The sequence below is a fragment of the Cupriavidus mimosae genome (assembly GCF_023952485.1).
In the GTDB taxonomy this organism is placed as follows: Bacteria; Pseudomonadota; Gammaproteobacteria; order Burkholderiales; family Burkholderiaceae; genus Cupriavidus; species Cupriavidus taiwanensis_C.
Genome location: NZ_JALHRY010000002.1, coordinates 206,951 through 225,460 on the forward strand (window position 1 = coordinate 206,951; position 18,510 = coordinate 225,460).

Here is an 18,510-nt window from a genome sequence, read left to right on the forward strand (position 1 = left end):
GCCAGGATGACCCGATGCATGTTGACCCCCGATAAATGGCTTTGTTATCTGGGCAAGGCACTCCGCTCTGACGGCGAAAAGGCCAGCCCGCACCCGAAAATTGTTGTTCTATTCCTCGCTGCCGACTGAGCGGCTGGCAACGGGATGCCGCGAATCGCGATTCGAATAGCTGAATCGTTACGACTTTGCAACACCCGCGATAGTGGGGAATTTGATAATTCCTGTCAATTGCATCGCGCAGCGTTCGGCGGCCAGTCGGCAAGGCGTTGGGCCGCCGCAACTGACCGCGGGCAAGCGTGACGATCGGACACAGCAGGTCCGCGCTTAACACAATGGTGCGGATTTCCCTGCTTTACGTTTCGGCACGTTCGCGGTCCGGAGGGCTGGCTAATCTGGGCCCATCGCCTTCACAACCCATGCCATGTCCTCACCCGCAGCCCGGCGTCGATCGCCGCCGCCAACTACCCCGCAACCCAGGCTCCAGCGCGCCTACGCGCTGATCGAGGCGCTTGGCGCCCTGTCGATCGTCCTTGCCGGACTGCTGCCGATGGCAGTGGTCGGCACCACCGGGCTGGGCTGGCTGCGCCAGCTGGAGCGCCTGGCACAGGCCACGCGCAGCGCGGCCGACGATGCCGAGCTGGGCCGCTGTGCAGCGCCCCTGGCCACCGCGGTCGCCGTCATCATGCCGATGCCGGATGCCGGCGGCTGCCTGCCGGCCGGATCAACATGGGCGCGACCATGAGCCGGCTCATTGACGCCCGCAGCTCGCGGACCCGCACGCGCGGCTTCTCGCTGGTCGAATTGATGGTCGGCATGACGCTGGGCCTGATCGCCTCTGCCGCGGCCGGCGCCGCCTTCCTGAACGCGCATGCGGCCTACCTTGCCGCCACCGACCGCGTGCTGATCGAGGAACGCGGCCAGCGCGCGCTGGCCATCCTGTCCACGCTGCTGCGCCAGTCCGGATGGCCAGGCGAGCCCGAGTCCGGCATGGCCGGCACCGCGCTGCCCGTGGTCAGCGGGGCGGACAATTGCGGACAGCCCGCCGTGGCCGCCGTGCCTGCCTGCGCCAGGGCCGCCGTCGGCCAAAGCGACGCGCTGCTGGTCCGCTTCAGCGGCAGCGGCCTGCCCACCGCGCCGGCGCAGCCGGACGACACCATGACCGATTGCAGCGGCTATCCGGTCGCGGCAAGTGCAGCGGGCACCGGAACAATCGCCGGCTACGTCGCGGAGAACCTGCTCTATGTGGCGGCTGGCGCCGATGGCGTGCCGCAACTGCTGTGCCGTTACCCGGCCCGCCGCAATGGCCTGATCGACGGCAGCGGCTGGACCTCGGGCGCGCTGGTGCGCGGCGTGGAGTCGCTGCAATTGCGCTATGGCCTGGACCTGGACCAGGACGGTCGCCCCGAGCGCTTCGAAACGGCATCGGCGATCCCCGCGCCGGCCGATGCCGCCTGGCAACGCGTGGTGGCGGTCCAGATCGCCATCGCCGTGCGCGGCGACCGGCCGGGCTCGGCCACGCCAGTCCGGAGCAGCGCTACGGACACGCTGTCGCTGCCCGGCACCGCGGCGGCTGACCTGCCGCCCGCTGCGCCGGCGCAGGCCGGCACCGCGCGCCGCGTGTTCGCCGCCACGGTGCGGCTGCGCAATGCGCTACGCTGCCAGGAGACGCTGTGCTAGCGCGCTGCCTGCCAGGACCGCGCCAGGCCGGCGCCGTCACGCTGCTGCTGTGCGCCACCCTGCTGCTGATGGTGGTGCTGATCGCGGCCGCCACGCTGCAGATGCTGCTGTCCGGGCGACAGCTTGCCGTCATGCAGCGCGAGCGCGAATTCGCGTTCCGCGCCGCCGAGGCCGCCCTGCGCGATGGCGAGGCCGAGCTGCTGGCGGCCGCGGCATCGCCGAACACGCAAGAACGCCTGGCTCTTTGGCCGGCGCCGGGTCGCTGCGGCAGCGGCCAGCAGGCGGGCCTCTGCCGGCCCGCACTGGCCGGGTCGCCGGTGTGGCAGCCATGGCTGCGGGCCGATGCCGAGGTCGATGCCATCGGCGTTCCGCTGGGGCGCTTTACCGGCGCAACGCTGCCGGCCGACGCAGCCACGCAGGAGCGGCCGCGCTATGTCGCGGAAATCCTGGACGAAGCGCCGGCCGGTTACAGCGCGCCGGACCCCGCCGCCGCGCTCGCCTCGGCGCCGCGGTTGCGCGTGACCGCGGTCGGCTTCGGCCGCAACCGCGCCGTGCGCGCCCTGTTGCAAAGCGTAATCCAGCCATGACCTGCCTCGCTGCCCGCTGCGCCTTCGTCTGTCTTGTCTTGGCCGTAGCCGCGGCCTGCCATGCCGCCGGGTCCGAAGCGGGCCGGCTGCCACTGGCCTACCGAACCGCGAACGGCGCGTATCCGTGGACCGGGCGGCTGTTCGCCATCGGCTGGCAGGACCTGACGCAAGCGCCCTCGCCGGACCTGTGGGAGGCCGGCGATCGCCTCGATCGCCGGACCGTGCCATCGAGGCGGATATTCACGTATGCGGCACCGGACGGCGGGTCGGCACGCGCCATTCCGCTGCAATGGGATGCAGTAACCGAGGCCTTGCACATTGGGGACAACGCCTCGGTGGACTGGCTGCGCGGCGACCAGACCCGCCCCGGCCTGCGCCCGCGCGATACCCGCCTGGCCAATGCGGCAGGCGCACGCGTTCGGGTGGTGGCACCGCCGGCATGGTCGCCCGGCAAAGCCGGCCACGCCGGCTTTCGGCTGCGCTACAGCCTGCGCCGGCACTTGGCCTGGCATGGCACCGTCGATGGCCTGCTGCATGCGTTCGATGCCGCGACCGGCGAGGAGCGAGCCGCTTACTTGCCAGGCGCGCTGCTGCCCTATGCCATCGCCATGCCGGCCCCGGGCACACCAACGGTGCCACCGCCCTGCCCGCGCCCGGAAGCGCAGGACGTCACCCTCCGCGGCGAATGGCGCACGGTGCTGCTATGCGGCGTCCCGGCCAACGCCGCCGCCGGCAACCCCGCCGCAGCCTTCGTGCTCGACGTTACCGATCCCGACGGACAGATGCCGTTCGTGCCAATCTGGGAGATCGCCGCGACCAACGCCCTGCCGCTGGCTGCACGCGGGCCGGTACGCGCGGCGGGCATCCGTGGCCCGGATGGGTTGCGCTGGTTCGCGGTGGGGATCGTCGATGCAAGCCCCAACGACGTGGTGAACGTTGCCCGCGCCGGACTGGCGCTGCTACCACTGGACAAGCCCGCCGGCGCCGCATGGGCCGGCCAGTACGCCATCCGCACCTTGCCCTTGCCGGAGCGCGACTGCCTCGGCGGCCCTGCGGCCGGCCAGCTGGTGGCGGTCAGCGTGCTATCCGATCTCACCGGTGCCGCCCTCGCGGCCTATGCCACCGACGATGCCGGCCAGCTCTGGCGCTTCCCGCTCGCCGACGCGCGGCAGGCCGGGGCAAACCCTGCCACGGCCTGTCTGTACCGGATGCGGGTGTCCGCACAACCGGCCAGGGAAGAAGCCCCCGTACTGCTCGGATCCCCGACCGCGCCCCTGGTGATCTACGGCGCCGGCAACGAGCTGGCCGCGGTGCCCGATGGCCCTGCCACGCGCAGCGCCACGGCCCGCACGCCCCGGCAGGTCACGGCCGAGGTTGCGGACAACGGCCATATCCTGCGCGCGACGTCCGGCGGCGCGCAGGATCCCGGCTGGCGCCTGACCCTGCCCCATGCCGGCGAACAGCTGGTCGAAATCGAACCGGTCTTCCCCGGCTACCTGCTGTTCGTGACCCGCACGCCCGATGGCGCGCAACGCAGCTACCTGGTGCTGGCGGCGACCGGGGAATCCGTCGCGCAGCGCAGCACCGGCGAACGCCTGCTGGTCGCCACCGGGCAGTTGCTGCCGCCCGGGGCCAGTGTGTTCGCGACTCGCACCGAATTGCCAGGCACGCCCGCGCAACCGGGCGGCACCGGACGCCAGGCGTTTGCGCTCTCAGTGTGGGCGGCGACGGGCAACGCCGTCACGCAGATCGCACAAACGCTGGCCACGCGCCGCACCGGGCGCCTGCGCTGGCGCGAGATCGTCGGCCCGGCCAGGGAGGATGCGCCATGATAAACCTGGCATCGGCCTGCCGGCGCAAGCGCGGCTTCAGCCTGATCGAACTGGTGGCGGCGCTGGCCGTGCTGGCCATCCTCGCGGCCATCGCCGTGCCCGCGTGGCACCGCCATCTGGCGCGAGGCTGGCGCGCGCAGGCCCGCGCCGCGCAGACAGGCGCGATGCTGCGGCTGGAGCGGCATGCGCTCGAAGCCATGACCTTTGCCGCCGCGCCAGGGTCCGACATGGTTGCCGGCGAGTGGCCGCTGCGCGTGCCCGCCAATGGCCCGGTGCGCCACCTGGTAAGCGCCGGCGATTGCCCGCAAGCCGCGCTCGATACCTGTGTCGAACTCCATGCCGTGCCACAAGCCGCGGATCCCGATTGCGGGACGCTGATCCTGCGCAGCACCGGCCAGTGGCTGGCGCTGCCCGATGGCGCGGCGGTGCCGCAGCCTTTGCCGCCCCATTGCTGAGGCGCGCATGGACATCCCATGGGATGCCGGCAGGCATCGACACACGGCTGGACTGACGCTGGTCGAACTGGTCGCCGGCCTGGCTATTCTCGGCGTGTTCACGGCCGCGGCCTATCCGGTGTTCAGCGGCATGCTCGCGCGCCAGCAGGTGATGCTGGCGGCCGACCGTCTGGCCATGTCGCTGGCACTGGCACGCGCCACCGCGCTGTCGCGCCGCGTCGAGGTGACGCTGCAGCCGCTGCCGGGCGAGTCCACGCTGAGTCCCGGCTGGCAACTGGTGACGGCAGGCGCCAGCCCTGACCAGCCGGTGGTGCTGTCCGTGGTCGAGCCCGGCACGCCGTGCCTGTCCGTGACTCTTCGGCAGACCGTGCGCGGCGCCAATGTGCTGAAATTCCTGCCTGTGGGATACTCTCGTTCTGAGCAGGGCGGTTTCCAGGCCGCCACCTTCACACTTGGCTGCCGTGGCGAGCAGCGGCAAGTCAGGCTGGGAGCGCAGGGACGTATCCGACTCTGCACACCCGGCCGCGACACCGACTGCGAGGCGGCGGAATCCTCCGAACCGCCATGACCTGGCAGCCCTGCCACCTAATCGCAGCGCCAAGGCCCATCCGATCGCCGAATGTTTTCCGATACCGACCACGCCGCCATGCAGCAGGCGCTCGCGCTCGCCGCGCGGGGCCTGTTCAACACCACGCCCAACCCGCGCGTCGGCTGCGTGCTGATCAAGGATGGCCAGGTCATCGGACAGGGCTTCACCCAGCCGGCCGGGCAGGACCATGCCGAGATCCAGGCGATGAAAGACGCGCTGTCGCGCGGGCTCGATCCGGCCGGCGCTACCGCCTATGTCACGCTGGAGCCGTGCAGCCATTTCGGCCGCACCCCGCCCTGCGCCGATGCGCTGGTACGCGCCGGCGTGGCGCGCGTGGTGGCGGCGATGGAAGACCCCAACCCGTCGGTCTCCGGGCGCGGCCTGCAGCGCCTGCGCGATGCCGGCATCGACGTGCGCTGCGGCCTGCTGGAAAAGGAGGCGCGCGACCTGAATATCGGCTTTGTCTCGCGCATGACGCGCGGGCTGCCGTGGGTGCGCGTCAAGGTGGCGGCGTCGATGGATGGCGGCACGGCGCTGCATGACGGCACCAGCCAGTGGATCACCGGCCAGGCCGCGCGCGACGACGGGCACGCCTGGCGCGCCCGCGCCTGCGCCATCCTGACCGGCATCGGCACCGTGCGCGACGACAATCCCGCGCTGACGGTGCGCGCCATCGCCACGCCGCGCCAGCCGCAGCGGGTGCTGGTCGATTCCCGCCTCGAAGTGCCGCTCGACGCGCAGATCCTGACCCCGGACACCGGCGAGTTCGCCCGGCCCGTGCTGGTGTTCTGCGCGGTGGAAGACCGCCAGCGCCAGCGCGCGCTGGAAGGCCGCGGCGCCGAAGTCGTGGTGCTGCCCAACCCGCACGGCAAGGTCGAGTTGCGCCGCATGCTGGAAGAACTCGGCCGGCGCGGCATCAACGAGTTGCACGTCGAGGCGGGCTTCAAGCTCAACGGTTCGCTGGTGCGCGAGCACTGCGCCGACGAACTGCTGATCTACCTGGCGCCCAAGCTGCTCGGCGATGCCCAGGGCATGTTCAACCTGCCGCCGCTGGCGCGGCTGCAGGATGCCGAGCAGTTCCACTGGCATGAAGTCCGGCAGATCGGCGACGACCTGCGGCTGATCGCCCGGCGCAACGACGCCTAGCGCCAGAGCGCGCGCAGCCCATCCGAGATTCCCAAAACCTCAAGCACAAGACTCCACCATGTTTACTGGCATTGTCGCGGCGGTCGGCCGCATTGAATCCGTGACCCCGCTCGGCGCCGCCGCCGACGCCGGCGTGCGCCTGCGCATTGCGGCGGGCGGGCTGGACCTGTCGGATGTCATCATTGGCGACAGCATCGCCATCCAGGGCGCCTGCATGACGGTGATCGCCATGGCGCCCGACGCCTTCGAGGTCGAGGTCTCGCGCGAATCGCTGGACAAGACCGTGGGCCTCGACCGCGCCGGCCGCGTCAACCTGGAGAAGGCCCTGCGCCTGGCCGACCGGCTCGGCGGCCACCTGGTGTCGGGGCACGTCGACGGCCTGGGCGAAGTGGTGCATTTCGCGCCGGTGGGCGAGTCGCACGAACTGCGCATCCGCGCCCCGCGCGAGCTGGCGCGCTACCTCGCCTACAAGGGCTCGGTGGTGGTCAACGGCGTGTCGCTGACCGTCAACCGCGTCACCGATGAAGCCGACGGCTGCGAGTTCTCGATCAACCTGATCCCGCACACCGTCGAAGTGACCACGCTGCAGGAGCTCAAGCCCGGCGCGCGCGTCAACCTGGAGATCGACCTGATCGCCCGTTACGTGGAACGGATGCTGTCGAGCACGCAGGCTCCCGCGTAAGACGCGCGCTAGCGGCCCTCGTCGGGCACGTTGTAAGTCTGGCGCAACTGGTCGGTGAAGGGCCGCAGCGCTTCCACGCACGCGGCGCTGTCGCCGCCTTCCATGGTCGACAGGCTCCAGTTGCAGCCGCTGGCATCCGGGGCGTGCCAGACAATATCGCCAAAGCAGGCGCCCTCGCACGCGGGCACCTTGGCCTGCTCTGCCCGGACCATCGCACGCAGTTCGGCCTTGTTCTTGATCTGTCTCGGCATGGCTGTCTCCCTGGATAATGCAAACGTGCGGACGCGCCCCACGGTGTGGCGCGCAGTCCGGCGAACACTTCAGATCCGCCACTGGTGCAGCTTACGCTACCGCCCCTTGCTGGTGGCAAGTTTTCTCGCCGCTAGGCCTATGTTGTAAGTGACCTGGGAGGGGCGGCGCGGCACGCCTAGAATGAAAGGGCTGTGCCGATGGCTGGTCTGGCCAACGGCGCACCCCCGCGCATTTCGCATTTCGCTTTTCCCTCGCCTACGCCTTATCGGACGCTGTCCTGGCGATCGCGTCCTGCTCACTGGCGTTTCCATACATCCGCCACGCCGCGCAACCGCGCCGTGACCGCCGCGCCGCTTGCGCCCGGCGACCAGGAGGATCTCGCATGCCCGCGCCTGCTTCCCGAATGACTTACCGCTGGATTCCGGCGATGCCGCGGCTGCAGCCGCCGCGCCATGCCGCCCGCGCGCCGCATCACATGGGCCTGCTGCGGCTCAGTTCGACGCCGCTGCGGCGTGCGGTCACGCTGCTGATCAACTGGGATCGCGCCGTCGGCGACGGCTGGCCGCGCCTGCAGCCGCCGTCATTGCCGTTGTGGCGCTTCAGGCCGTTCAAGCGCCCCGCCGCGCGGCGGTATGCCGGCTTTCCGTGGTGCCATGGCCGGACCGACTGAAACGCTGAAACGCAGCGTACCGCCGTCCCGCCATCCATCGCGCGTTGCACACGCGCCAACCACGCCGGAACCAGCATGGACGAAAGCTTCTTCTATCAGCACTGCCACGTGGTCGTAACGCTGGCCGAGGTGACCTTCGGCAAATGGGAATGGTCGTATGCGCTCGATGCGCACGCCACGTTCCACCGGCCCAACGCCGGCTTCCCCACCCGCGAGCTCGCGCTGGCTGACGCCACGCGCGCGGCCCGGACCCGCATCGCCAGGACTTCGCGCCTGCGCACCCCTGCCGCCGCGGCGGACTGGACGCCGCTGGCCGAAGCCGCGTAAGGCAAGATACCGCCAGCGCATACGGGCAGGCGCAGCAGCCGCCACGCGCCTGGCTCCAGCGCCCTTCCCCGGATTCCCCCTTCCCCGCTCGCCACGCCAGCCGGCGCACTTTCCGCTGCCGCTGCCTCCCGCGTGGGCTGCCTTGGCGTACAATAGCCGGCTTGACTGGGCAACCTGCCGGGCGTATATGGCCCGGCCGGCCCGGCCCGAAGCCCCGCCTCAGTCCGGCCGCTTTCCACCGCGGCCATGGTTCCTGCCACAGCCATTCGTCGGTTTTTCGCCTGATTTCCGCCCCAACCTGCCGTTCAGCACGCCATGACAATCGCCCGTACCGAAGACATCATTGCCGACATTCGCGCCGGCCGCATGGTCATCCTTGTCGACGAGGAAGACCGCGAGAATGAGGGCGACCTGGTCCTGGCTGCCGATTTCGTCACGCCGGAGGCGATCAACTTCATGGCCAAGCATGGCCGCGGCCTGATCTGCCTGACGCTGACCACCGAGCGCTGCCGCCAACTCGACCTGCATCCGATGGTAAGCCGCAACGGCACCCAGCACGGCACCAACTTCACCGTCTCGATCGAGGCCGCCGAGGGCGTGACCACCGGCATTTCCGCCGCCGACCGCGCCCGCACCGTGCAGGCCGCCGTCGCCCGCGACGCCAAGCCGGCCGACCTGGTCCAGCCCGGCCATATCTTCCCGCTGACGGCCCAGCCCGGCGGCGTGCTGATCCGCGCCGGCCACACCGAGGCCGGCTGCGACCTGGGCGCGCTGGCCGGCCTGACGCCGGCGGCGGTGATCTGCGAGATCATGAAGGACGACGGCACCATGGCGCGCCTGCCCGACCTGGTCGAATTCGCGCAGGAGCATGACCTGAAGATCGGCACCATCGCCGACCTGATCCATTACCGCAGCCGCACCGAGAGCATTATCGAGCGCGTCGGCGAGCGCGCCATGCAAACCCCGTACGGCACCTTCCACAGCATCGCCTACCGCGACAAGCCGACCGGCCAGGCCCACCTGGCGCTGGTCAAGGGCAAGCCCACGCCAGAACAGGAAACCCTGGTGCGCGTGCACGAGCCGTTCTCGGTGCTGGACCTGCTGGAAGTGAAATGCACGACGCACTCGTGGAGCATCCCGGCGGCCATGCAGGCCATTGCCGAGGCCGACAAGGGCGTGATCGTGCTGCTGAACTGCGGTGACACCGTCGAGCAGGTGTTCACGCAATTCAGCGCGCTCGACGCGCCGCAGTCGCGCCCGCGCCGCAAGCCCGACCTGCGCACCTATGGCATGGGCGCGCAGATCCTGAAGGATGTCGGGGTCGGCAAGATGCGCGTGCTGGCCGCCAGGCAGCGCATGCCCAGCATGACCGGCTTCGACCTGGAAGTGACCGGCTACCAGCCGATGAGCGGCCAGGCCGACTGAGCCGGCCCCGGTACTGAGCCACCCCCAAATACCCGGGCCTGCGGCGCATGCCGCCGCGGCCCTCCCGAAAACTGGAGAACTGAACAATGGATCACGGCTTCTACCCCAGCAACCTCGACGGTGAAGGCCTGCGTATCGGCATCGTGCAGGCACGCTTCAACGAGCCGGTCTGCGCCGAGCTGCTCGAGGCCTGCGTGGCCGAGCTGGAACAGCTCGGCGTCGAGGGCGAAGACACCCTGGTGGTGACCGTCCCCGGCGCGCTGGAAGTCCCGCTGGCGCTGCAGAAGATGTGCGAGAGCGGCCAGTTCGACGCGCTGGTTGCGCTGGGCGCCGTGGTGCGCGGCGAAACCTATCACTTCGAGCTGGTCTCGAACGAGTCGGGCGCCGGCATCACCCGCGTCGGCCTGGATTTCAACGTGCCGATCGCCAACGGCATCCTGACCGTCGACACCGACGAGCAGGCCCATGCCCGCACCCGCGAAAAGGGCCGCGACTGCGCCCGCGCCGCGGTGGAGATGGCCAACCTGGTGGCGGCGCTCGATTCGCTGCGCGGCCAGGAAGACGAAGACGAGGACGACGATGAGTGATACGTCGAATACCCCGGACAACGATGCCGGCAAGGCCGCCGGCGGCAAGCCCGCGGCGGCCCGCACCGAAGCCAAGGCCCCGCCCAAGAGCGCGCGCCGCCGTTCGCGCGAGCTGGCCCTGCAGGGCCTGTACCAGTGGTTGCTGAACCGCAATGACATCGGCGCGATCCAGGCCCATCTGCATGACGCCCAGGGCTTCAACAAGGCCGACCGCGAGCACTTCGACGCGCTGCTCAACGGGGCGGTGCGCGAAGAGGCCCGCCTGACCGCCGCGTTCGAGCCGTTCCTGGACCGTTCCGTCGACGAGCTGTCGCCGGTCGAGCGCGCCGCCCTGCTGGTCGGCAGCTATGAGCTGGTGCACTGCCTCGACATCCCGTACAAGGTGGTGATCAACGAAGCGGTCGAGCTGACCAAGACCTTCGGCGGCGTCGAGGGCTACAAGTACGTCAACGGCGTGCTGGACAAGCTTGCCGCCCAGGTGCGCGCCGCCGAAGTCGCGGCGCGCCGCTGAGCCAGGCCCCCGCGCCGGCCGGCACCACAGCCGGCGCAGGACCTGACGAAACACCCGCCGCGGCGGGTGTTTTCGTTCTTACCTAACCTTTTTGCTTGACGGGCCTCGCCCGCCTCTCCCCATCGCCATGGACATGCAACGTCTTGCCACCGCCGCCCGCGTCGCCAACATCAATGCTTTCCACGTGATGGAGCTGGCCAAGCAGGCCGCCGCGCTGGAGCGCGCCGGCCGCCATATCGTGCACATGGGCATCGGCGAGCCGGACTTCACCGCCGCCGAGCCAGTGGTGCGCGCCGCCGAGGCCGCGATGCGCCGCGGCGTCACGCAGTACACCGGCGCGCTCGGCATCCATCCGCTGCGCGAGGCCATCGCTGGCTATTACCAGACCGCCTACGGCCTGGACATCCCGGCGCGGCGCGTGATCGTCACCGCCGGCGCCTCCGGGGCGCTGCTGCTGGCGTGCGCGGTGCTGGTCGAGATCGGCGCCGAGGTGCTGATGCCGGACCCTAGCTACCCGTGCAACCGCCACTTCGTCGCCGCCTTCGACGGCGTCGCGCGCATGATCCCGAGCGGCCCGGCCGAGCGCTTCCAGCTAACCGCCGCGCAGGTCGAGACCCACTGGGGCGAGCAGACCCGCGGCGTGCTGCTGGCCTCGCCGTCCAACCCGACCGGCACCTCGATCCTGCCCGACGAACTCGCGCGGATCCTGCAGGCGGTGCGCGCGCGTAACGGCTTCGCCATCCTCGACGAGATCTACCAGGGCCTGTCCTACGATGCCGCGCCGGTGTCGGCGCTGGGCCTGGACCCGAACGTGGTCACGGTGAACAGCTTCTCGAAGTACTTCAATATGACCGGCTGGCGCCTGGGCTGGCTGGTGGTGCCGGAGGCACTGGTCGAAGCCTTCGAGAAGGTCGCGCAGAACCTGTTCATCTGCGCGTCGGCGGTGGCGCAGTACGCCGCGCTGGCGTGCTTCACGCCCGAGGCGCTGGCCATCTACGACGAGCGCAAGGCCGAATTCCGCCGCCGCCGCGATCTGATCGTGCCGGCGCTGGAGTCGCTCGGGCTGCGCGTGCCGGTGCGCCCCGACGGCGCCTTCTATGTCTATGCGGACTGCCGCGGCGTCAACCACCCGGCCGCCGGCGACGCCGACCGCCTGACGCAGGCCATGCTGCACGACGCGGGCGTGGTGATGGTGCCGGGGCAGGACTTCGGCCCGCATACGGCCCGGGACTTCATCCGGATCTCGTATGCGACCTCACGCGAGAATATCGAAGAGGCGATGGCGCGGCTGGGCAAGCTGTTCCGCTGACCGCAGCCCTGCCGCTGTGGCGGCAGGCAAACAAAAAAGCACCCCGCGGGGTGCTTTTCTTCTGGGCGATGCCGGGGAACCGGTCTCAGGCGTTGTGCGGCCCGTTGTTGGCTTCCAGCTTCTCGGTCGGCGCGTGCTCGACCGGCGCCTTGTCCTCGGCGGCCGGCTTGTCGGCGTTGGCGGGAGCGCTGCGCACGCCGATCAGCTGGCGCAGGCGGGCACGCTCGGCCAGCACCTTGGCGCCGTAGCCGCCGTCGGTGGCCGTGGTGGCGCCGACGTAGTACTTCAGGCCGCCCTCGAGCGAGCCGGCGCGGGCGATGCAGTCCTTGAGCACCAGCGCGCCGATCTTGATATTGGCGTACGGGTTCAGGGCCGCGGACACGCCGCCGACGGCTTCGTACTTGTCCTGGTGGACCTTGGTCATGACCTGCATCAGGCCCTGCGCGCCCACGCCGCTTTCGGCGTACGGGTTGAAGCTGGACTCGATCGCAATCACGCCCAGGATCAGCAGCGGGTCGATGCCGACCTCGCGCCCGGTCAGGTAGGCAGCCTTGACCAGTTGCGCGGTGGCCTGGGCGGCCACGCGGTACTTGCGGGCGATATAGTCCGCCACGGCGGCCTGCTCGCGCGCGCTGCCCAGCGTGGCGCCGGTGCTGCGGGCGTCCATCGCCACGCGCGTCACCGGGATCCGCGCGGCCAGGTGCGCAACCGACGGCACCTTGGTATTGGCCGCCAGGCTCCATTCGTCGACGCCCGACACGGTCGGCAGGCCGAGCTTGCCGCCGCGGCCAGTGCCATAGCCGAACTTGGCCGCCGCGACGTCCGCCGTGCTCGGCGGGACGGCGCTGGATACGGCCGGGCTGTTGGCAGCATTGGCAGCATTGGCGGCATGCGCGGGCGCTGCCACGGCGGCGCTCACCAGCACCGCGGGCGCTTCGTCACCGGCCAGCAAGGCGGCCAGCGTGGTGCGCCACTCCTGGCTCACCGACAGCGACACCGCCGAAACCACCGCCATCACGCCCAGGCTGTTCAGGGCGTACTTCAGCGTCGTGCGGCCACCGCGCAAGGCGCGGCCCGCGACCGGATGCGCAAGACGGACCTGCAATGCCCGACTCACTCCGGGTACCGGCTGTCGGAGGCGGACCTGCAGGGCCCGCCCGATGCCGGGAAGATGAAGGGTTTTCCAACCGCTCATGCTTACCTCCATCCGTTGCCCGCTTCGCGTGCCCGACTGCGGCATGCGCCCGATCTCAACGTACTCAAGTAAGGATGCCGCGCCGTCTAGCAGAGACGACCAAGCACCTGTTGGCAGGGCGCTCCCCATGCGCCCAACTGGAAACAGGCCGCGCCCTGGGGGGGCGCTACCTGCCACGACTTAACTCTCTACACTCCGGCAAGTCGCCGGAGGCGACCGGTCACCCGCCATGCGCGCGGGTCTATGACCATCGGTCCTTGCTGGAGGGACTTTCTGGCACATTCTTTTAATGTGCACCCCTTGACACAGGGGGAAAATCCATGTTGCGACGCAACACTCCATGGAGCAGACCGGATTGTAGGAACGGTGTTATATCCCGTCAAGAATAAAGAATTGTTGAATGACTACTTCCAGTTATTTGTAACAAACCCACTTTGGTCGACCAGACATCACTCGGGCGCCCGCAAACGCAGGCGTGGCCTTGGCTCGCCGCCAGAGCGCCGACTCCGTGGCAGACAAAAAACTTACAATTTCCGCGGCGCCGGCCTGACGATTTTTTTGCCCCTGTCCCGAGGAATGTGTATCGTCACCGACCTGACCGCCGCCTCCCTGGATCCGGTGCGGGATGCCGCACCACAACAGAATTCACCATGCAATACAAAGACTTGCGCGATTTCATCGGCCAGCTCGAAGGGCTCGGCGAGCTGCGGCGCATCGCCCGCCCGGTGTCACCCAACCTGGAAATGACCGAAATCTGCGACCGCCTGCTGCGCGCCGGCGGTCCCGCGGTCGTCTTCGAGCAACCTGCGGGCGCTCCCCATGGCGACATCTATAGCGTGCCGGTGCTGGCCAATCTGTTCGGCACGACACGCAGAGTCGCATTTGGCATGGGCGCCGAATCGATGGAGGACCTGCGCGACATCGGCCGGGTCCTGTCGGCGCTGAAGGAGCCGGAGCCGCCGCGCGGACTGCGCGAGGCCGGCAAGCTGTTCACGCTGGCCAAGTCGGTATGGGACATGGCGCCCAAGCGCGTCAGCAGCCCGGCGTGCCAGGAGGTGGTCTGGGAAGGCAACGACGTCGACCTGGGGCGTCTGCCGATCCAGACCTGCTGGCCCGGCGACGCCGCCCCGCTGATCACCTGGGGCCTGGTGGTGACCAAGGGCCCGCACAAGAAGCGCCAGAACCTGGGCATCTACCGCCAGCAGGTGATCGGCCGCAACCAGGTCATCATGCGCTGGCTGGCGCACCGCGGCGGCGCGCTCGACTTCCGCGAGCATGCGCTGGCCAACCCCGGCAAGCCCTTCCCGATCGCGGTGGCGCTGGGCGCCGACCCGGCTACCATCCTGGGCGCGGTGACGCCGGTGCCCGATACGCTGTCGGAATACCAGTTCGCCGGCCTGCTGCGCGGCAGCCGCACCGCGCTGGCGGGCTGCCTGACGCCGACGCTGTCCGAACTGAGCGTGCCGGCCTCGGCCGAGATCGTGCTGGAAGGCCATATCCAGCCCGATCCCGACCACCCGTCCGGCTACCAGCACGCGCTGGAAGGCCCGTTCGGCGACCACACCGGCTATTACAACGAGCAGGACTGGTTCCCGGTCTTCACCATTGACCGCATCACCATGCGGCGCGACCCGATCTACCACTCGACCTACACCGGTAAGCCGCCCGACGAGCCGGCCGTGCTGGGCGTGGCGCTGAACGAGGTGTTCGTGCCGCTGCTGCAAAAGCAGTTCCCCGAGATCACCGACTTCTACCTGCCGCCCGAAGGCTGCAGCTACCGCATGGCGCTGGTGCGGATGAAGAAGCAGTACGCCGGCCATGCCAAGCGAGTGATGTTCGGCGTGTGGAGCTTCCTGCGGCAGTTCATGTATACGAAGTTCATCGTGGTGGTCGACGACGATGTCGACGTGCGCGACTGGAAGGAAGTGATCTGGGCCATCACCACCCGCGTCGATCCCAGCCGCGACACGGTGCTGGTCGACAACACCCCGATCGACTACCTCGATTTCGCCTCGCCGGTGTCGGGCCTGGGCTCCAAGATGGGCATCGATGCCACCGACAAGTGGCCCGGTGAAACGACGCGCGAATGGGGCACCCCGATCGCCATGGATGCCGCGGTCAAGGCGAAGGTCGACACCCTGTGGGAAACGCTGTTCGAACGTGCCCCCGGTCGGTGATGTCAGCCGGCACGCGCCGGCAGCGATCCGCCGTTATCATGTCACGCTGATGCCGGGCGCCCGCGAGGGCGCCCGCGGCCAACCATCGCACCATCCGACGCCCGCGGCAGACGGGCCCGAGGAGGAGACATGACCACCGCCGCCCCGCTCGCCGAAGGCAACCTGATGTGGACGCCATCCGAGGCGTTCCGCGAGCGCAGCCAGATCGCGCAGTTCATGCGCTGGCTGCGCACCGAACGCGGCCTGGCCTTCGACGACTACGACAGCCTGTGGCAGTGGTCCGTCACCGAGCTGGAAGCGTTCTGGGACGCCGTGCACGCCTACTTCGACGTGCGCTTCGATACCCCCGCCAGGCAAGTGCTGGACCGGCGCGTGATGCCGGGCGCGCGCTGGTTCGAAGGGGCCACGCTGAACTACGTGCAGCAGGTCTTCCGCCATGCCGGCAGCGGCAGCGCCCGCCAGCGCACCGCCATCCGCCATGCCGGCGAGGCGCAGCCGCTGGCCGACATCAGCTGGCACGCGCTCGAGGCACAGGTCGCGTCGCTCGCGCATGCGCTGCGCCGGATGGGCGTGCAGCGCGGCGACCGCGTCGCCGGCTACCTGCCCAATATCCCTGCTACCGTGGTCGCCTTCCTGGCCACCGCCAGCCTGGGCGCGGTCTGGTCCGGCTGCGCGCCGGACATGGGCCAGGTGGCGGTGGTCGACCGCTTCCGCCAGATCGAGCCAAAAGTGCTGATCGCGGTCGACGGCTACCGCTACGGCGGCAAGGCCTACGACCGCGCGCCGATGCTGGCCGAGCTGGTCGCCGCGCTGCCCTCGCTGACCGACCTGGTGCTGGTGCCGCAAACCAGCAGCGGCGCCGCGACGCCCGCCGGCGTGCGCGTCCATGCCTGGCAGGACGTGCTGGCGCACGACGTGCCGCTGGCGATCGAACCCGTGCCGTTCGACCATCCGTTGTGGATCGTCTATTCCTCCGGCACCACCGGCATGCCCAAGCCGATCGTGCACGGCCATGGCGGCATCGTCATCGAGCAGCTCAAGCTGATGGCGTTCCACAACAACCTGGGCCCGGACGACGTGTTCCACTGGTACAGCAGCAGCGGCTGGATCATGTGGAACGCGCAGGTGGCGGGGCTGCTGCTGGGCACCACCATCGCGCTCTACGACGGCAACCCGGCCTGGCCCGACGCGGGCGTGCTGTGGCGCTTTGTCGACGATGCCGGCGTAACCATGTTCGGCGCCGGCGCGGCGTTCTTCACCAACTGCATGAAGGCCGGCATCGAGCCGGCGCGCATCGCCAACGTGTCGCGGCTGCGCGGACTGGGCTCGACCGGCTCGCCGCTGCCGGTCGAGGCCTACGACTGGATCTACCGCCACGTACGCGAAGACATCTGGCTGGTGCCGATGTCGGGCGGTACTGACTTCGCCGGCTCGTTCGTCGCCGGCTGCCCGCTGCTGCCGGTCTATTCCGGCGAGATGCAGTGCCGCTGCCTGGGCGCCAAGGTGGAAGCCTTCGACGACCAGGGCCAGCCGCTGATCGACGCGGTCGGCGAACTGGTCTGCACCGAGCCGATGCCGTCGATGCCGCTTTACCTGTGGGGCGACACCGATGGCAAGCGCTACCGCGACAGCTATTTCGACACCTACCCCGGCGCCTGGCGGCATGGCGACTGGATCAAGATCACCAGACGCGGCGGCGCGGTGATCTACGGGCGTTCCGACGCCACCATCAACCGCCACGGCATCCGCATGGGCACCAGCGAGCTGTACCGCGTGGTCGAAGACCTGCCCGAGGTGCTCGACAGCATGGTGGTCGACCTGGAATACCTGGGCCGCGAATCATATATGCCGCTGTTCGTGGTGCTGCGCGAAGGCATGGTGCTCGACGACGCGCTGCGCGACACTCTGCGCGCGCGCATTCGCAGCGCGCTGTCGTCGCGCCATGTGCCCAACGAGATCGTGCAGGCGCCCGGCGTGCCGCGCACGCTGTCGGGCAAGAAGATGGAGGTGCCGATCAAGAAGCTGCTGCTGGGCCATGCGCCGCAGGGCATCGCCAACCGCGACGCCATGGCCAACCCCGACACGCTCGACTGGTACTTCGACTACGCCGCGCGCTTCCTCAAGGCGCGCCAGGCCGAGTCGGCCGCGACCTGAACGCCACCACCTCGTCCAGGCCATGCACAACCTGCCAACCGAAGACTTCCAGGGCCAGCCGCTGGTGCGGATCGGCCAGGCCGATTCGTACCTGCTGCTGGCGCCGCAATACGGCGCGCGGCTGGTCCGCTGGGTGCACCGCGGGCAAGATCTGCTGTACTGGCCCGACGCCGCCGACTGGAGCCGCCCGGCCAAGGTCCGCGGCGGCAACCCGCTGCTGTTCCCGTTTATCGGCCGGCATTTTGTCGAGGGCAACGCGGGGCAATGGCGCGACGCAGGCGGAATGGTCCACCCCCTGGCGCAACACGGCTTTGCGCGCGACCTGCCGTTCGAGGTCAGCGCCATCGACCCGCAGGCCGCGATCACGATGACGCTGCGCGACAGCGAGGCCACGCGCGCCGGCTATCCGTTTGCCTTCGCCTTCGACGTGGCCTATACCTTGCTGCCCGACGGCCTGGAGGTGGCGCTGCGCACCACCAACACCGGCACGCAGCGCCTGCCCTGTTATCCCGGCCACCACTTCTATTTCACCCTGCCCCACGCGCAGCGCGCCAAGGCATCGCTGGCGCTGCCCGGCACCGAACGCAGGCGCCAGTTGCCGGACGGCAGCCCGGGCCCAGCCGAGTCTGGCGAGTCTACGTACCAGTTGGACAATCCACGGCTGCAGGACACCTTCCACGTCTTCCGCGGCAGCCCCTCGGCGCAACTGGCCATGCCTGGCCGCCGTATCGGCTTCGAGCTCGACCTGCCCGGCAGCACGCCCTGGCATGCCGTGACCACCTGGTCCGAAACCGAAACCTCCGACTTCTATTGCGTGGAACCGTGGGTGGGACTGCCCGATGCCATCCACCATGGCCACGGCTTGCGCTGGATCGAGCCCGGCCAGGCGGAAAGCGCGGTGTGCCAACTGCGCGTAGCCGGTTGATTCAGGTCGG

Annotated in this window: 19 protein-coding genes; 17 read left to right on the plus strand and 2 right to left on the minus strand. The window is 69.6% G+C overall.

The window, feature by feature from the left end; all coding sequences use genetic code 11:
• Nucleotides 1-421: 421 nt before the first annotated feature.
• The 8 genes from MKD50_RS04955 to MKD50_RS04990 are packed head-to-tail and all read left to right on the plus strand — an operon-like array spanning nucleotide 422 to nucleotide 6,968.
• Nucleotides 422-742 (plus strand): hypothetical protein, encoded by a 321-nt coding sequence (locus MKD50_RS04955; protein ID WP_252666547.1) that lies wholly within the window; start codon nucleotides 422-424, stop codon nucleotides 740-742.
• Complete coding sequence (locus MKD50_RS04960; RefSeq protein WP_252666548.1) at nucleotides 739-1,677, plus strand: PilW family protein; 939 nt, start codon at nucleotides 739-741, stop codon at nucleotides 1,675-1,677. The genes MKD50_RS04955 and MKD50_RS04960 overlap by 4 nt, the downstream gene beginning before the upstream one ends.
• Nucleotides 1,671-2,264, plus strand: a complete 594-nt coding sequence (locus MKD50_RS04965) for a pilus assembly protein (protein ID WP_252666549.1) — start codon at nucleotides 1,671-1,673, stop codon at nucleotides 2,262-2,264. The genes MKD50_RS04960 and MKD50_RS04965 overlap by 7 nt, the downstream gene beginning before the upstream one ends.
• Nucleotides 2,261-4,096: a pilus assembly protein gene (locus tag MKD50_RS04970; RefSeq protein ID WP_252666550.1), complete on the plus strand. Its 1,836-nt coding sequence runs from the start codon at nucleotides 2,261-2,263 to the stop codon at nucleotides 4,094-4,096. The genes MKD50_RS04965 and MKD50_RS04970 overlap by 4 nt, the downstream gene beginning before the upstream one ends.
• Nucleotides 4,096-4,551: a type IV pilin protein gene (locus MKD50_RS04975; RefSeq protein WP_115704696.1), complete on the plus strand. Its 456-nt coding sequence runs from the start codon at nucleotides 4,096-4,098 to the stop codon at nucleotides 4,549-4,551. The genes MKD50_RS04970 and MKD50_RS04975 overlap by 1 nt, the downstream gene beginning before the upstream one ends.
• Before the next feature lie 7 nt (nucleotides 4,552-4,558).
• Complete coding sequence (locus MKD50_RS04980; protein WP_252666552.1) at nucleotides 4,559-5,119, plus strand: GspH/FimT family pseudopilin; 561 nt, start codon at nucleotides 4,559-4,561, stop codon at nucleotides 5,117-5,119.
• Nucleotides 5,120-5,170: 51 nt separating this feature from the next.
• Entirely contained in the window at nucleotides 5,171-6,286 is a 1,116-nt protein-coding gene (gene ribD / locus MKD50_RS04985) for a bifunctional diaminohydroxyphosphoribosylaminopyrimidine deaminase/5-amino-6-(5-phosphoribosylamino)uracil reductase RibD (RefSeq protein ID WP_115704282.1), read from the plus strand.
• Nucleotides 6,287-6,344: 58 nt separating this feature from the next.
• Nucleotides 6,345-6,968: a riboflavin synthase gene (locus MKD50_RS04990; RefSeq protein WP_252666553.1), complete on the plus strand. Its 624-nt coding sequence runs from the start codon at nucleotides 6,345-6,347 to the stop codon at nucleotides 6,966-6,968.
• Between the two features lie 8 nt (nucleotides 6,969-6,976).
• Here MKD50_RS04990 and MKD50_RS04995 read toward each other — a convergent pair whose 3' ends face one another.
• Nucleotides 6,977-7,219, minus strand: coding sequence for a hypothetical protein (locus MKD50_RS04995; protein WP_252666554.1), 243 nt, complete (start codon nucleotides 7,217-7,219; stop codon nucleotides 6,977-6,979).
• Nucleotides 7,220-7,602: 383 nt separating this feature from the next.
• On the opposite strand from MKD50_RS04995, the gene MKD50_RS05000 reads away from it, so the two are divergent.
• The 6 genes from MKD50_RS05000 to MKD50_RS05025 all read left to right on the plus strand — a co-directional run bounded on the left by MKD50_RS05000 (nucleotide 7,603) and on the right by MKD50_RS05025 (nucleotide 12,049).
• A complete protein-coding gene (locus MKD50_RS05000) occupies nucleotides 7,603-7,890 on the plus strand; it encodes a hypothetical protein (RefSeq protein WP_115704285.1) in 288 nt (95 codons plus the stop codon).
• A 75-nt stretch (nucleotides 7,891-7,965) separates the two neighbouring features.
• Nucleotides 7,966-8,217 carry a hypothetical protein gene (locus MKD50_RS05005; protein ID WP_252666555.1) on the plus strand — a complete coding sequence of 84 codons (252 nt, stop codon included), beginning with the start codon at nucleotides 7,966-7,968 and terminating at the stop codon, nucleotides 8,215-8,217.
• 315 nt (nucleotides 8,218-8,532) lie between these two features.
• The gene (ribBA, locus tag MKD50_RS05010) at nucleotides 8,533-9,642 is read left to right on the plus strand and encodes a bifunctional 3,4-dihydroxy-2-butanone-4-phosphate synthase/GTP cyclohydrolase II (protein ID WP_252666556.1); all 1,110 of its coding nucleotides are present in this window, start codon (nucleotides 8,533-8,535) and stop codon (nucleotides 9,640-9,642) included.
• Between the two features lie 86 nt (nucleotides 9,643-9,728).
• Nucleotides 9,729-10,229 carry a 6,7-dimethyl-8-ribityllumazine synthase gene (gene ribH, locus MKD50_RS05015; RefSeq protein WP_012353576.1) on the plus strand — a complete coding sequence of 167 codons (501 nt, stop codon included), beginning with the start codon at nucleotides 9,729-9,731 and terminating at the stop codon, nucleotides 10,227-10,229.
• On the plus strand, nucleotides 10,222-10,740 hold the full coding sequence (gene nusB / locus MKD50_RS05020) for a transcription antitermination factor NusB (protein ID WP_115704290.1): 519 nt from the start codon (nucleotides 10,222-10,224) through the stop codon (nucleotides 10,738-10,740). Before ribH ends, nusB begins: the two co-directional genes overlap by 8 nt.
• A 127-nt stretch (nucleotides 10,741-10,867) precedes the next feature.
• Nucleotides 10,868-12,049 (plus strand): pyridoxal phosphate-dependent aminotransferase, encoded by a 1,182-nt coding sequence (locus MKD50_RS05025; protein WP_252666557.1) that lies wholly within the window; start codon nucleotides 10,868-10,870, stop codon nucleotides 12,047-12,049.
• A gap of 85 nt (nucleotides 12,050-12,134) precedes the next feature.
• On the opposite strand, the gene MKD50_RS05030 is transcribed toward MKD50_RS05025, so the two are convergent.
• Nucleotides 12,135-13,244: a lytic transglycosylase domain-containing protein gene (locus tag MKD50_RS05030; protein ID WP_240072470.1), complete on the minus strand. Its 1,110-nt coding sequence runs from the start codon at nucleotides 13,242-13,244 to the stop codon at nucleotides 12,135-12,137.
• A 650-nt stretch (nucleotides 13,245-13,894) separates the two neighbouring features.
• On the opposite strand from MKD50_RS05030, the gene ubiD reads away from it, so the two are divergent.
• The 3 genes from ubiD to MKD50_RS05045 all read left to right on the plus strand — a co-directional run bounded on the left by ubiD (nucleotide 13,895) and on the right by MKD50_RS05045 (nucleotide 18,500).
• Nucleotides 13,895-15,421 (plus strand): 4-hydroxy-3-polyprenylbenzoate decarboxylase, encoded by a 1,527-nt coding sequence (gene ubiD / locus MKD50_RS05035; protein ID WP_252666558.1) that lies wholly within the window; start codon nucleotides 13,895-13,897, stop codon nucleotides 15,419-15,421.
• 129 nt (nucleotides 15,422-15,550) lie between these two features.
• Nucleotides 15,551-17,575, plus strand: a complete 2,025-nt coding sequence (locus tag MKD50_RS05040; protein ID WP_252666559.1) for an acetoacetate--CoA ligase — start codon at nucleotides 15,551-15,553, stop codon at nucleotides 17,573-17,575.
• A gap of 22 nt (nucleotides 17,576-17,597) precedes the next feature.
• Nucleotides 17,598-18,500 (plus strand): aldose epimerase family protein, encoded by a 903-nt coding sequence (locus tag MKD50_RS05045; protein WP_252666560.1) that lies wholly within the window; start codon nucleotides 17,598-17,600, stop codon nucleotides 18,498-18,500.
• Nucleotides 18,501-18,510: the final 10 nt, after the last annotated feature.

Bases quoted from the DNA above. Each gene is read 5' to 3' on its own strand.
- MKD50_RS04955 (WP_252666547.1), top strand. From the start codon at position 422: ATGTCCTCACCCGCAGCCCGGCGTCGATCGCCGCCGCCAACTACCCCG.
- MKD50_RS04960 (WP_252666548.1), top strand. From the start codon at position 739: ATGAGCCGGCTCATTGACGCCCGCAGCTCGCGGACCCGCACGCGCGGC.
- MKD50_RS04970 (WP_252666550.1), top strand. From the start codon at position 2,261: ATGACCTGCCTCGCTGCCCGCTGCGCCTTCGTCTGTCTTGTCTTGGCC.
- MKD50_RS04980 (WP_252666552.1), top strand. From the start codon at position 4,559: ATGGACATCCCATGGGATGCCGGCAGGCATCGACACACGGCTGGACTG.
- ribD (WP_115704282.1), top strand. From the start codon at position 5,171: ATGTTTTCCGATACCGACCACGCCGCCATGCAGCAGGCGCTCGCGCTC.
- MKD50_RS04990 (WP_252666553.1), top strand. From the start codon at position 6,345: ATGTTTACTGGCATTGTCGCGGCGGTCGGCCGCATTGAATCCGTGACC.
- MKD50_RS04995 (WP_252666554.1), bottom strand. From the start codon at position 7,219: ATGCCGAGACAGATCAAGAACAAGGCCGAACTGCGTGCGATGGTCCGG.
- MKD50_RS05000 (WP_115704285.1), top strand. From the start codon at position 7,603: ATGCCCGCGCCTGCTTCCCGAATGACTTACCGCTGGATTCCGGCGATG.
- MKD50_RS05005 (WP_252666555.1), top strand. From the start codon at position 7,966: ATGGACGAAAGCTTCTTCTATCAGCACTGCCACGTGGTCGTAACGCTG.
- ribBA (WP_252666556.1), top strand. From the start codon at position 8,533: ATGACAATCGCCCGTACCGAAGACATCATTGCCGACATTCGCGCCGGC.
- ribH (WP_012353576.1), top strand. From the start codon at position 9,729: ATGGATCACGGCTTCTACCCCAGCAACCTCGACGGTGAAGGCCTGCGT.
- nusB (WP_115704290.1), top strand. From the start codon at position 10,222: ATGAGTGATACGTCGAATACCCCGGACAACGATGCCGGCAAGGCCGCC.
- MKD50_RS05025 (WP_252666557.1), top strand. From the start codon at position 10,868: ATGGACATGCAACGTCTTGCCACCGCCGCCCGCGTCGCCAACATCAAT.
- MKD50_RS05030 (WP_240072470.1), bottom strand. From the start codon at position 13,244: ATGAGCGGTTGGAAAACCCTTCATCTTCCCGGCATCGGGCGGGCCCTG.
- ubiD (WP_252666558.1), top strand. From the start codon at position 13,895: ATGCAATACAAAGACTTGCGCGATTTCATCGGCCAGCTCGAAGGGCTC.
- MKD50_RS05040 (WP_252666559.1), top strand. From the start codon at position 15,551: ATGACCACCGCCGCCCCGCTCGCCGAAGGCAACCTGATGTGGACGCCA.
- MKD50_RS05045 (WP_252666560.1), top strand. From the start codon at position 17,598: ATGCACAACCTGCCAACCGAAGACTTCCAGGGCCAGCCGCTGGTGCGG.